The organism is Allohahella marinimesophila (assembly GCF_039538005.1).
Classification (GTDB): Bacteria; Pseudomonadota; Gammaproteobacteria; order Pseudomonadales; family Oleiphilaceae; genus Allohahella; species Allohahella marinimesophila.
The window spans coordinates 250,748-263,646 of sequence record NZ_BAABBO010000007.1 but is presented as its reverse complement, the minus strand read 5'-3'; the positions used below and the strand labels follow the sequence as shown (position 1 = coordinate 263,646).

Sequence of the window (12,899 nt, the reverse complement as noted above, 5' to 3'; positions counted from 1 at the left end):
AAAGGTTATATACTCAATCGATGATTGCCAGATGACTGCGGTCCGCCACCGTCAATTAAACTGGCACTACCGCAACGCGCTGATGACTGGGTTGGCGTACATAGCCAGCAGATACGGCCTCAAATTGTCAGCACACTGTGCCAACCTCAGCTCAAAAGTTCTTGTTTCAGCGAGCATCTGGTCTGCGCTGTATCTTGCCTCAACTGCTGGCAGGACGCGTTCTGGATTTGCCTGGCGCAACTTCTGATAGGCCAGATAATTGGATGGAAAGAGCAGATAGTTGTGCAGAATCTGAGCGTCAATGGCCTCTGCCACCGCCCTGGGTGACTCGTAGATCTCGGCCAGCGGCTCACCGAAGCCTATATGAACTCGGCCCTTGAAGCCCGTGATGCCGCTGATAATACTGTCGATATCCTCGTTCTCCGCTTTCTCATACACCTCTGTACGGGCTCGCATCTCGAGCTCTCGGGCCTTGGCGGTGTCGCAGGGATCATATTCATAGGAAAGACTTACCGGTACGATATTGAGCCGCCGTATCACGTCACTGAACGTGGCCCCGGTCTGCTTCTGACTCATATTGAACATCTTGATAATGGCGGGATCGGTGCGGTCGATGCCATCCTTTGCCCTGCCCTCCTGCTGGGCGATCCAGATAGAGTGGCCGTCGGCGATCGAGCCATTGATATAGCTCGACAAGGTCATGAAAGTGTCGCGAAGTTCTCGTGGACTGCTGACCGTACGCTTGACGATGAAGCTCTTGTTGAGCCGCATGATCTCACCGACCAGTCGGTTCTTGAGGAGATTGTCGCCCACCGCGATGCGAACAGTCGCAAACCCGGCCTGATCCAGCGCAAAGTTCATCAGAGCGGGATCCAGTACGATGTCACGGTGATTCGAGATGAAGAGATAGGCTTGGGTGGGAGAGAGCTTATCAAGGCCGCTTACTGTCAGCGATGTAGTGGTCTTCGCGACGGTTTGTGCCATATAAACAGCCACTATCCGCTGCAAATCAGCCACGCTATGAACGTGCCGCAACCTGGCCGAAAGCAGAAGCCGAGTGCCCCACCGGGCAAGCGAGGGTACTTTCTCTGCCAACCACGGCGCGTTGGACCGGCTTATCAAGCGAAGTAATTCGGCGTCGTTCAGCAGGTTGTTCAGGACGGCGCGCACTTCCTCATCGAAATAGGGCCGAATATCGTCGAATTGATTCATGCGGGAATTCTATCTGGCGCGATCCTGTTCAACAGCAATTTCTTCCTCGATACGGATCAGATCAGAGATCTGTTGCGAAGTGGCTGCTTCAAGGTCAAAGGACGCGCCGTAGTAAAAACCGTTATCTGTATCCCGAACGTGCACGAGGATGCAAGGTAATTCGCTAATCTCCACGAGATGGCCGTCGACCGGGTAGTTGAAGCTGATAAAAAAAGTATCGACCTCAGGCAGCGGATCAGACTTGAACAGAGCCATGCCGTCGTGGGTGTAGTTAATTGACTCGAGCTCGAATGTCTGGTCACCGAATACGACCTTGCTGGCACTGAAGCCCTCGGAGCACAGGAGTCTAGGGAGTTTTCTCTGCTCGGTTTCTGGATTTAAACTCATAAGACCTCGTAGGCAATGGCGAACCGTTGGGCCATTTTGAAGAAAATGCTTATCCAGCGTCCACAACTGAACACTTGGTGTAATAAGCGTAGAGGCAAGTAAAGATATATCCACCTGTCCGCTTCCCAAGCCATACAGAGACGCCCGCTCGGTCGGGGATCTCCTCCCAGTTCGTCTATCGAGCAGATTGAAGCAAATTAACATCTGCAGAGCCTGCTCGCGAGCTGCTGTGGCAGCTAATTGCCTCACTTGTTCCATTCGATTATAAATAAATTTCTTGTTATCTCTTTTGGATATACCCTGATAGCTCTTCAGTATTTCTCGAAATGCCGCGATCTCAATAGCATACGCTGACTCAACACAAGGCGCGGACGCCCGCTATCATGAAAATTCGCAACCTCGATCTATCTGACACAGTCATCAACCAGGAACACGAGGCGCTCGGCATACCGCCTATAGAGCAGATCCCGCTGCACCCTGTTATCCGCACTGCCATGTGGTTTGCAATACTGACACTGACTGGACTTGTCGCTGCCGGAACCGCACAGGTATTTGGCGATAGTTGGAATGCAGGTGTCACTACCATCGGCAACACCTTCAACGACTCAATGTTCTGGAATGCAGTTCTGGTTGGCTTGCTCGCTCAAGTCGTCGATGGAGCACTCGGCATGGCTTATGGACTCACCTCTACTAGCTTTCTACTCGCTACCGGCGCTTCTCCTGCGCTGGCCACGGCCTCGGTTCACATGGCCGAGGTCTTTACTACCGGGGTATCGGGCGTGTCTCACGCTAAATTTGGCAACGTCGATATAAGATTATTTATCCGCTTGTTGATCCCCGGCATTGTTGGCGGCCTGCTCGGCGCGGTACTCGTCACCCAGATCGACGGTAACACCCTCAAGCCCTTTATCACGGCATATCTGTTGTTGATGGGTGTCTATGTTTTGAGCAAAGCCTTCCGCAAACACATTGCAACGAGGAAGGACGAGCCGAGGCATGTTGGCAAACTTGCGCTACTGGGCGGTTTTGTCGATACCTATGGCGGAGGCGGTTGGGGACCCGTAGTGACCACGACACTGGTCGGCACAGGCCACGACCCACGCACTACGATCGGATCGGTAAATTTCGCTGAGTTTTTTCTGACTCTGGCCAGCGCCGCATCGCTCTTCATCCTGGTCGATGAAACCATCTGGCATGTAGTAGCGGGTTTGATTGTGGGTGGTTTATTCGCCGCGCCGTTTGCAGCTTACGCGTGCAAAAAGTTCTCGACCAGAACCCTGCTAGTACTGGTCGGGATGTTAATCAGCGGGATATCAGTATTCAATTTATACAAAGCGCTTTTAGTGTAAAAGGAAACAGACGGAACTGCCGGGCCGCGGCATCAGCGCACACGGCCCGGGATGATTATGCAGGTCGAGCGTCAGCTGTCGCGAGCTCAAACTCGCGGTACAAGGTGCGCAAGCGCATGCGCTGCTGGCGCAGTGCCTTTTCGATATCGATCGCGTCGATGCGGCTCTTGATGTCGCTGTGCTCCCAGGTTTCCTGGACCTGTTCGCGGGCGGCCTCAATTCGCGACTTCTGCAGGTCGGCCCACTGAGCGAGCGTGTCCTTGAAATGCACCCACTCGGTATCGATCTGATGGCGCCATTCGCCGATGAGGCTGTGGCTTTCTCTGGCCTGCAGGGCTTCGTTCATGCGCTCGAGCTCACGGTTCACTCGCGCCTGCTCGATCTTTATCTCAGGTACACGCTTGAGCTCGCTGGTCAGGCCCAGTTTGGACATGCCCCAGATGCTCCACTTCGTGGGATCGAACTGCCACCAGCGGATACCGTTGCGATAGTCATACTGGAAGATGTGATGATAGTTGTGATAACCCTCGCCCCAGGTAAAGAGCGCCAGCAGGTCATTGTCGCGCGCCGAGTTCGCCGTGGTATAGGGCTGGCGGCCCCACATGTGCGCGAGCGAATTGATGAAGAAGGTCGCGTGATGGGAGACGACAATACGCAGGAAGCCGGCAATCAGCACGAAGCCCCAGAAGTCGCCGAAGGCCAGCCCCAGCCCCATCGGAATGGCGAAGTTCGGCACCAGCGCGAACCAGAGGTAGTGACGGTGCTGCGTCATCACCACCCTGTCGTTGACAAGATCCGGCATGCCGTTGTAATCGAGATCCGACGAAGGATATTTCCGGATCATCCAGCCCATGTGTGAGAACCAGAAGCCCCGCTCTGCCGAATAGGGATCTTTATCCTTATGGTCCACGTGCCGATGGTGACTGCGATGTCCAGTAGCCCAGATCAGGATACTGTTCTGCAGCGCCATGCCGCCGAAGATTGCGAGCGCCCACTTGGCTATCGGGTGGGCTTTATAGGCCTTATGCGCCCATAGGCGATGGTAGCCAGCGGTAATCGCCATGCCGGTCGCCATCCACAGGAGGCCTGCGGCGATCCAAGCGGCAGCGCTGACCTCGAACTCCCATAGATACCAGGGTAGAACGAACAGCACAGGCAATGTCGTCATAATGAACATAAGGGTGGCCGGCCAGTTGATAGGCGGTCGGTCTTGTTGGGTCATTGGGTACGGGTTCCTTGGCTAGGCTTATCAGGAGCAATATACCATGAAATCGCTCTTTGGCTCCTCAGCATGATGACGATCATATTACTTCAAGCTTAGCCTCTCATAAAAAAGCTGCTCGTGAGCCGCAACTCGGCAGAATGTGTCGCCCTGCGACACATATTCGACCAGACACTCTACTGCTCGAGATTACGCTGTTAGAAATCAACGCCTTGAATTCTGGCCCGATATTTGAATCATATTCTCGCAGGGTTAGGGATGGTGCGAAGATTCTGACCTGGCGGGTCATGGTCTTCGCATGGAGAGAACGATGAGCGATAGAAAGGATCCGGATAGCAGAAAGGTCCTGCACTTGCAGGTGAAACGACCAGGGGATGCTCTGGAGCGTCTACGTCGACTGACAGGTCTGAACTGGCACAGCTATCCAGAATCCCTGATGAGCGGGACCTGGATCAGGCACGCTGAGCAGTAGACATCACTTCCGTCAGAACTGGCTGCACGAAGAGTTCGTCAACATAGACCGCTTGACCAGTATCTATGCCGAGCAGGGCCAGATGCACACTGAGCGGTGGGCGCTTCGTATCGAGTTCTACTTCGCCGCTGAACAGCGTTGACTGATTGGGCCGGCACAGCTGCTGGTCAATTCTTATTCCGGAATCTCCGCTCTCTTGCCGCACTACGAGGACCAGGGTCGCTCGTTGCTCCTCCTGGGAACTCACACGCAGCCATGTCGCAACACTCAACGTGATCCTCACCGGCCGTTCTGCGACTGTTTGGCCGGACTTTACGCTATCGTCTTTGCGTCTCAACATCTTCAGAAATGAGGCTCTCTCGGCCTTATCGATTTTCGATTGACGATGACCAGGAGCAGGCACATAGATGGACCGCGGAACCTCGTGAAGCATATAAGGTTTGAGGCTCTTCGGGGGTAGATTGTTGTTCATCATTGGGTTCTCGGCGGCAACTACGGGACTCGACGTACTGTATCCGTTCTTGCCTTGGGGAAAGGCGATGCAAGTCCGGGCGATACTCATCATTACTCACCGTTGCAAAAATCCTACATCGTTTTAACAGCTCATGGGTGCCAGGCTGGTTGTCAGAGGGTCTACTCCTAAGATCCGCGAATGCGATCTTTGCCCATGAAAAAATCATTCCTTGCGCGCTCATGAAGAAGTCTGCCTAAACTGAATCAATGTTTCGCTGAAAGTTCGGCCATTCTCGATTCGATATCATTCGCTATCTACTACAGGTTAAGAATGCGCAACACATCTCTCCGCCATGTTCTGGTCTCGATAGTGGCCGTCTTTACCCTGTATGCAGGGTCGGTGATCGGTGCCCCTCATTCGATATCTCTACCTCCGGATGCCCTGCCTTACAATATTGGCGGCCATTTTGAGTTTTTGATCGATACAGAGGCCAAACTGGATATTGATTCGATTCAAGCCATCCCGAATGACGAGTGGCAAGAGGTAAAGGCCACGAGCGCGAGTTTTGGTTTCTCCGAAGCCACGTACTGGTTTCGCGCCGACCTTCAGCAGAAGGCTATCGAGCAAGCGTGGATACTGGAGCTGGGTTATCCGCTTCTCGATTACGTCGACGTCTACTTTCTACAGGATGGTCGCCTGACGGAGCATTATCAGACCGGCGACAGACGACCATTCAAGCAGCGCCCGATAGACTACAGAAACTTTCTGTTTCCGCTGACATTGGGTTCTGAAGAAGTGGTGAGCGTTTACGTGAAGATTCAGTCTTCGAGTGCGGTTCAGATGCCGCTGGCCATCACTACCCCGGCGGCGTTGTTCCAGAACGAGCAAACACTACTCGGCCTCCAGGGCATGTACTTTGGCGTGATTGCGGTCATGTTGATTTACAACCTGTTTATTCTGTTTTCGACACGCGACCGGGCTTACCTGCTGTATGTGATGCTGGTTCTGGCGGTTGGTGGCTTCCAGCTGAGTCTGCACGGATTCGCCTACCAGTTTCTCTGGCCGGAATCGCCCTGGCTTCAGGACAAACTTACCGGCGTGTTCGTCGCCATGGCATCGCTCTTCGGCATCTGGTTCACCATCAGCTTTCTGAATGTGCGGTATTACTCGCGCAGACTCTTCTGGGGTCTGTCCGCGATTGCCGGAGTCGGCGGCCTGCTCACCCTGCTCGCCCCCTATCGTTATATCATCCAGCTGGCCGCAGCACTTGGTTTTGTGTCCGTTCTGGTCGCGCTGGGCACCGGCCTTTATATTTGGTACCGGGGTTACAAACCGGCTGTCCATTACAGCATTGCCTTCGCTGCGCTTCTCATAGGCACGGCCTTGATGATTCTGAACAAGTTCGGACTTCTCCCTTTGAACCCGCTCACCGAAAATGGCCAACAGATTGGCTCGTTGGCCCAGCTCGTGCTGCTGTCATTTGCCCTCGCCTTCCGAATCAAGGTGCTCCGGGACGAGACGGAAGAGGCACAACTCGAAGCGACATCGCGGCTGGAGGTGCGTGTCAAAGAGCGAACACGGGAACTTGAGCAGGCGAATGAAAAGCTCCAGCAACTGTCCAACCTGGATCCGCTGACCGGATCACTCAACCGTCGCTACTTTGACGAGCAGCTCGTGTCGGAATGGCAGCGGGCTACTCGAGAGCAAACCACGATTTCATTGATCATGCTGGATATCGATCGTTTCAAATTGTTTAACGACACCTATGGTCATCAGATTGGTGATGATTGCCTCATATTCCTGGTGCGGCACTTGAATGCGGCCGTGCTGCGGCCCACCGATGTCGTGGTGCGTTATGGCGGTGAGGAGTTTGCGGTGGTGCTGCCTGGCACTGATTCTGAAGGCGCAGAGACTGTTGCGGGTGGCATCAAAGAGCGCTTGGCGATGCACCCGTTTCCGATTGGAAAAGAGGAGCTCGCCATTACGGTGAGTCAGGGCATTGCCACCATGGTCCCGCAGGTAGATGAGGCTCCAGAGCTATTGATCAAACGGGCCGATGATGCGCTTTACAAGGCAAAACATGCGGGGCGTGATTGTTATCTCATTTACGGGAACACCTGATTTCAGCTCGCGATATGCAGCGACCAGCCGGGCGTGAAGTGCCCGGCTACGGGCAAGTAGATGGCTCGCGGAACCTCATAGAGCACTTAGGGCTTGAGGTTTGGCGTCGAATGACCGGTATTCATGATTGGCTCTCAGCGGCAGCAGGGACTGTGCGTACTCTACTCCTTATGAGCGCGGGCAAAGGCGATGCAAGTCCGGCCGATACAGATTGTTACAAGCCCTAGCCAATCGAAACAACGAGCCTTCAGAGCGTGTCTGAGAACACGCTCCGCGGTAAGGCAACGCACGAAATGCGAGTCGCAACTACAAACTTAACGAACAACGTGCAGAAAGTGCAGGTACTTTTCATACTGATCCAAAATGTCGCCGATGATCTCGTCACGGGTCCACCCCATCAAGTCATAGTTCTGACCGCCTTCCTTGAGATACACCTCGGCCCGGTAATAACTTTGCTCGCCGTCAATGGCAGGTGACTCGCCTCCTGTGGCCGTGAAGTTCGGCTTAAGGTAGGGCCTGGGCCTGACCTCGTAGACGAATTCAGCTTCGCCCTGATGATCGATCTCCAGACGTACACGTTGATCCTCACCACGCTGCACACGGATGATGTAACCTTCTGCGCCAAGCTCTTCACTAACCGCCTCGCAGGCTGGTAACACCACTTCGTTTAGAAACTGATCCACCTGTTGTTCATCAGGAAATCGCACCAGATTTCGTAGTCGTCGTCGCCAGCTGCCAGAGGACGCAGGTGCTACGGGCGAGGTTTGCGGCGCACGGTGCTGTAGTTCCCGCTTGGTCGCATCCAGTTGCAGTGCCTTGAACAGACCAACCACAGAGAACATCAAGGCGATCGTAAACGGCAGGGCACTGGCGATGGTTGCGGTTTGCAGCGCCGTCAATCCGTCTGCCAGCAGGAGCGCTATCGCAACCACCCCCATGGAGATCGCCCAGAACATACGCTGCCACACAGGCGTAGGCTCGCGGCCGCCAGAGGCCAGCATGTCTACGACAAGCGCGCCCGAGTCAGCGGAGGTAATGAAGAAAACCACCACCATCAGAATCGCCACCATCGACAATACCGAGGCGAACGGGAAGTGTTCGAGGAAGGCGAACAAAGCTAGAGCTGAATTCATCTCTATTGCCTGAGCCAGCCCCTCAATCTCCCCCCATAAAATCATATGGATAGCTGTGTCGCCGAAGACGGTCATCCACAGCAACGTGAAAGCCGTCGGTACTAATAGAACACCGGTAACGAACTCCCGAATGGTGCGACCACGTGAAATGCGAGCGATGAACAGTCCAACGAAGGGTGACCAGGCCAACCACCAGCCCCAGTAGAAGAGCGTCCAACCGCCTATCCAATCGTTCGGCTCGTAGGCATAGAGGTTGAAAGTGGTGCTTACCAGGTTCGATATATAGCCACCCGTGTTCTGTACGAATGTGGTCAGGATAAAGACAGTAGGTCCCGTGAGCAGCACGACGGTCAACAGGATGACCGCGAGCGTCAGGTTGATCTCGGATAACCTGCGCACTCCCTTATCAAGACCTGTCACCACTGATACCGTGGCCAATGCGGTGGTAATGGCAATGAGACCGATCTGTACCGGAATTGAAATTGGCAGCCCGTACAGATGGTTCAAGCCGGTGTTGATCTGGCTGACGCCTAAACCCAGGGATGTGGCGACACCGAGTACAGTACTGATAATCGCAAAGATATCGACGGCATGACCGATTGGGCCGTAAATTCGGTCGCCAATCAACGGGAAGAGCGCAGATCGCAGTGTCAGTGGTAGCCCGTGTCGATAGCTGAAGTACGCCAGCACCAGGGCAACGATGGCGTAGATGGCCCAGGCATGTAGCCCCCAATGGAAAAAGGTGATCTTCATCGCTTCGCGGGCCGCTGCCGCTGTCCCACCCTCACCTGTTGGCGGATCGAGAAAATGCATGACAGGCTCAGCTACGCCGAAGAACATCAGACCAATGCCCATTCCCGCTGAAAAGAGCATGGCGAACCAGGTGGCGCGGCTGTAGTCAGGTTCGCTATGGTCGGGACCAAGCTTGATGTTACCAAAGCGGCTGACGGCAAGGGAGACTACGGTGAGTAGAATCATTGCCACCGCCAAAATATACACCCAGCTGGCGTTAGTGATTATCCAGCTTTGTATCGCGCTGAATACGGCTTGTGCATTTGCCGGCAACAGAACGCTGTAAAGTACCAGGGCAATAATGAGAACGGCGGAAGAGAAGAATACCGGGGGGTTGAGTGTAGAACTTGAGTTCTCCTGCATATATTCTCCGGGTGCTGATTTTTTAAGGTTTCTAGCTGCATCTTACGTACTGCATAGGCCTGTTGCCAGGAAAAGCCCCTGGCTGGTAACGGGAATAGACTACCTTGCGTTGGCACCTGTTGCTCTGGATATAACCCGACGTGAACAGGAGGCCGATATCCGGGATCAGGTCATTAGCGCGCTTGGCCAACAGCTGACCCTTAGTCCGGTCGGACTTTTGCTCGGGCCGAGCTCTCCCGCTGCCCCAACCACGTCGCCGCCATCTCAGCAAACCCCAAACCCGAACGCTTACTGGTGATAGCGACCGGCTGATGGACCATCACCGACAGATGCTTCCGAATATTCGCCACACCGATACTCAGGGGGAAGTTCCTGAACATACTGTCATCATTGGGCGCATCGCCAATAAACACAGACCGCTGCTGCAGCGCCTCCATATCCAGATCGAATAATTCGCGGCCCACGCGAATGGCCATGGTGGACTTATCAAAGTCCCCCAGCCAGATGTTCAGGTGTATGGAGCTTTGCCGGACATTGAAGCCCTGCGCGACTAGCTGGTCATGGACGCTTTCCACCTGCTCTGGACTCAGCGATTCCTGCTGGTTGTAGTCCACCGCCACATCGACATAGCGAAAAGCCTGATCGCTCGCCAGTTTTGGTTCAAAGTCCAGCTCCAGCGATGCAACAGCCATTAATATCTTCGCCTGATCGGCGCGATGTGAGGCCTGGTTATCCCAGTAGTGCCATTGAATTGTCTGTGGTGCTGTACGATGGGCGTAAAAAGCGCCGCCTTCTCCGATCACGGCGGTTACCGGCCAGGTTCTAATGATCTGGTCGCACCAGCCGGCGCAGCCTCCGGTCACAGGAATGATACGAATGCCGGCTGACGCCAGCTGGCAGAGCGCGAGATAGGTCTCTGGCAAGAGCTGCCCGCCCGTGGTCAATGTGTCGTCCACATCGGTGAACAGAATGTCGGCGCCGCCGAAGTCGAAGTTATCCATTACATGACTTTCTTGCGAAGCACGCTGGTAATCGCTTCGCCCAGGATGACCAGGACAAGAATAGCCAGCAAGATGGTGGCGACGGTCTGCCAGGCGAACAGATCGATGGAACCCTGCAGCAAGACGCCGATACCGCCAGCACCCACCAGACCCAGGACCGTGGATTCGCGGATATTGATATCCCAGCGCAGGATGACAATCGCGAAAAAGGCGGGCATGACTTGCGGAACGATCGCGTAGAGCACCACCTTCATCTTGCTGGCACCCGTCGCCTGTATGGCTTCTACCTGACGGTGATCGATTTCTTCAATGGCCTCACCCATCAGCTTGCCGATAAAGCCAATGGAACGAAAGGTCACGGCCAGTATCCCTGCCAGTACGCCTGGGCCAAATATGGCCACGAACAGGAGTGCCCAGATGATGGTGTTCACTGAACGGCTCGAGACCAGAATGAACCGGCCGAGCCACAGCGTGGCCTTGTTCGGCGTAGTGTTCTGAGCCGCGATGTAAGACACCGGCAAGGCGATGAATATCGTGAGCACGGTTGAGAGCGTGGCGATATGCACGGTCTCGAGCATCGCCTGGAAGATGTCGTTCCACCTGGCGAGTTCGGGCGGCCACATCCTGGCCCCAAGGTTCTGAATCTGGGTTGGCGCGTCCCATACCCAGGGCCAGAAAATATCGATATCTTTTACCGCCCAAACGACAGCTACCACAGTGACCAGGTAAATCCCGTAGCGGATCAACTGCTCCTTGCGGTCATAACGTGACCAGACTCGATCTGACAACTTTGCAGCGTGATCTACCATACCTTTTTCCTGACCCATCCGCTGAAGCCTTCACTGAGTAGAATAATGCCAATAATCATCAGTAGAATAGCCAGTGCAAAATCATAATCATAACGCCCGAAGGCGTTCATCAGCGTGCTCCCGATACCGCCAGCACCAACGATACCGACTACCGCTGAGGCGCGAAGATTGCTATCGAGCTGGTACATGGACAAGCCGATCTGACGGGGTATGATCTGTGGTAAAACGCCATACAAGAGCACTTTAAAGTACCCTGCCCCTACCGACCGCATGGCCTCGACCTGCCCCCAGTCGATCTCTTCGATTTCCTCAGCCAGTAGCTTCGCGACAAAGCCGATGGAGTAGAGTGTCAGCGTAAGAATTCCAGCGAGCGGACCAAAGCCAACGGCGGCCACAAGCAGGATGGCCACGATGACCGGGTGGAAACTGCGGGACACGATAATGATGGCGCGCCCAAGCAGATAGACAGGCAGTGGCGCGACATTCCTGGCAGCCATTACCGCGATGGGTATCGACAGACCAACACCCATCAGCGTAGCCAGAAATGCAATCTGGAAGCTTTCCTTGAAGCCTGTCCATAACAGGCTGCCTCGCTCGAAGCTAGGCGGAAAGGCGCCACCAAAGATTCGCGCCGCTCTCGGCAAGCCTTCAGAAATCCGCTCCCAATTGAACGGCAAGGTGGAGAACGCCCAATACAGGTAAGTCAGCGCTATTGCGATCAAGCCGTAACGAAGCCAGGGGCTGGCAATGAAGGGTGGCTTTTTCCAGACCCTGCCTGTCATGCCACAGGCTCCTGAGTCTGAAAACCGTCACGAGCTGGCTCGCCACCTGTTTCATCCGGTGCTTCAATACCACCATAAATGGCATCCAGCGCGGCCTGATCAAACTCACTGGGCGCACCGTCAAAGATCATCTGCCCATGGCGCATGCCGACGATCCGGTCGGTATATAGTCGCGCTTGTGTGACGTTGTGGATATTGATCAAGACCGGCAGTGACATCTCACTGGCCAGGCTCTGTAACAGACTCATGATCTGCTGAGACGTTTTCGGGTCGAGTGACGCTGTGGGCTCATCAGCCAGCAGGATCTCCGGCTCCTGCATCAACGCTCGTACCACAGCCACCCGCTGCCGCTCACCACCGGATAGCTGGTCGGCCCGTTTGTCGGCGTATTGGTCGATGCCCACCCGCTCCATCAGATGGAAGGCTCGGTCGATGTCAACTTGTGGGAAACGTCGCGTCAATGCCTGGAAGAACGACACATAGCCCAGGCGCCCGGACAGCACGTTCTCCATCACACTCAGGCGATCAATCAGGTTGAAGCCCTGAAAGATCATGCCGATGCGTTGGCGCGAGCGGCGCAATGCGCTACCGCGAAGGCCGACCAGCTCGTGGCCGTTCAGCTTGATCGAGCCCGAGGTGGACTCGACCAGACCATTGATGCAGCGCAAGAGCGTACTTTTACCGGCACCTGAGGCGCCGACGATGGCCACCACGCTGCTCCCCTCAACAGTCAGATCCAGACCTTTGAGCACAGCCTCGTTCTGCCCGTAGCGTTTTACGAGATTGGTAATCTCTAACATGT

12 protein-coding genes are annotated in these 12,899 nt (G+C 54.8%); 3 read left to right on the top strand and 9 right to left on the bottom strand.

Going from position 1 to position 12,899, the window contains the following annotated elements; genetic code table 11:
- Positions 1-66 precede the first annotated feature (66 nt).
- Together ABD735_RS06870 and ABD735_RS06865 are read right to left on the bottom strand one after the other, a co-directional pair.
- The gene (locus tag ABD735_RS06870; protein WP_344804671.1) at positions 67-1,212 is read right to left on the bottom strand and encodes a 1-acyl-sn-glycerol-3-phosphate acyltransferase; all 1,146 of its coding nucleotides are present in this window, start codon (positions 1,210-1,212) and stop codon (positions 67-69) included.
- A 9-nt stretch (positions 1,213-1,221) separates the two neighbouring features.
- Entirely contained in the window at positions 1,222-1,599 is a 378-nt protein-coding gene (locus ABD735_RS06865; RefSeq protein ID WP_344804669.1) for a hypothetical protein, read from the bottom strand.
- Between the two features lie 383 nt (positions 1,600-1,982).
- Between ABD735_RS06865 and ABD735_RS06860 the strand changes: the two genes are divergently transcribed.
- On the top strand, positions 1,983-2,948 hold the full coding sequence (locus ABD735_RS06860) for a sulfite exporter TauE/SafE family protein (RefSeq protein ID WP_344804667.1): 966 nt from the start codon (positions 1,983-1,985) through the stop codon (positions 2,946-2,948).
- Between the two features lie 55 nt (positions 2,949-3,003).
- Here the strand turns inward: ABD735_RS06860 and ABD735_RS06855 are convergent, their stop codons facing one another.
- Positions 3,004-4,170 (bottom strand): fatty acid desaturase, encoded by a 1,167-nt coding sequence (locus tag ABD735_RS06855; RefSeq protein ID WP_344804665.1) that lies wholly within the window; start codon positions 4,168-4,170, stop codon positions 3,004-3,006.
- A gap of 310 nt (positions 4,171-4,480) precedes the next feature.
- On the opposite strand from ABD735_RS06855, the gene ABD735_RS06850 reads away from it, so the two are divergent.
- Positions 4,481-4,642, top strand: a complete 162-nt coding sequence (locus ABD735_RS06850; RefSeq protein WP_344804663.1) for a hypothetical protein — start codon at positions 4,481-4,483, stop codon at positions 4,640-4,642.
- On the opposite strand, the gene ABD735_RS06845 is transcribed toward ABD735_RS06850, so the two are convergent.
- Positions 4,623-4,913 (bottom strand): hypothetical protein, encoded by a 291-nt coding sequence (locus ABD735_RS06845; RefSeq protein ID WP_344804660.1) that lies wholly within the window; start codon positions 4,911-4,913, stop codon positions 4,623-4,625. The two genes, ABD735_RS06850 and ABD735_RS06845, sit on opposite strands and share 20 nt — an antisense overlap.
- Positions 4,914-5,426: 513 nt before the next feature.
- Here ABD735_RS06845 and ABD735_RS06840 point away from each other — a divergent pair.
- Positions 5,427-7,217, top strand: a complete 1,791-nt coding sequence (locus tag ABD735_RS06840; protein WP_344804658.1) for a sensor domain-containing diguanylate cyclase — start codon at positions 5,427-5,429, stop codon at positions 7,215-7,217.
- Between the two features lie 314 nt (positions 7,218-7,531).
- Here the strand turns inward: ABD735_RS06840 and ABD735_RS06835 are convergent, their stop codons facing one another.
- The 5 genes from ABD735_RS06835 to phnC all read right to left on the bottom strand — a co-directional run bounded on the left by ABD735_RS06835 (position 7,532) and on the right by phnC (position 12,897).
- Entirely contained in the window at positions 7,532-9,505 is a 1,974-nt protein-coding gene (locus ABD735_RS06835; protein ID WP_344804656.1) for a BCCT family transporter, read from the bottom strand.
- Positions 9,506-9,705: 200 nt separating this feature from the next.
- Positions 9,706-10,506: an HAD-IIB family hydrolase gene (locus tag ABD735_RS06830; protein ID WP_344804654.1), complete on the bottom strand. Its 801-nt coding sequence runs from the start codon at positions 10,504-10,506 to the stop codon at positions 9,706-9,708.
- Positions 10,506-11,315, bottom strand: coding sequence for a phosphonate ABC transporter, permease protein PhnE (phnE, locus tag ABD735_RS06825; protein WP_344804652.1), 810 nt, complete (start codon positions 11,313-11,315; stop codon positions 10,506-10,508). Before phnE (ABD735_RS06825) ends, ABD735_RS06830 begins: the two co-directional genes overlap by 1 nt.
- The gene (gene phnE, locus ABD735_RS06820) at positions 11,309-12,097 is read right to left on the bottom strand and encodes a phosphonate ABC transporter, permease protein PhnE (RefSeq protein WP_344804650.1); all 789 of its coding nucleotides are present in this window, start codon (positions 12,095-12,097) and stop codon (positions 11,309-11,311) included. Before phnE (ABD735_RS06820) ends, phnE (ABD735_RS06825) begins: the two co-directional genes overlap by 7 nt.
- Positions 12,094-12,897: a phosphonate ABC transporter ATP-binding protein gene (phnC, locus tag ABD735_RS06815; RefSeq protein WP_344804648.1), complete on the bottom strand. Its 804-nt coding sequence runs from the start codon at positions 12,895-12,897 to the stop codon at positions 12,094-12,096. The genes phnE (ABD735_RS06820) and phnC overlap by 4 nt, the downstream gene beginning before the upstream one ends.
- Between the last annotated feature and the right edge of the window lie 2 nt (positions 12,898-12,899).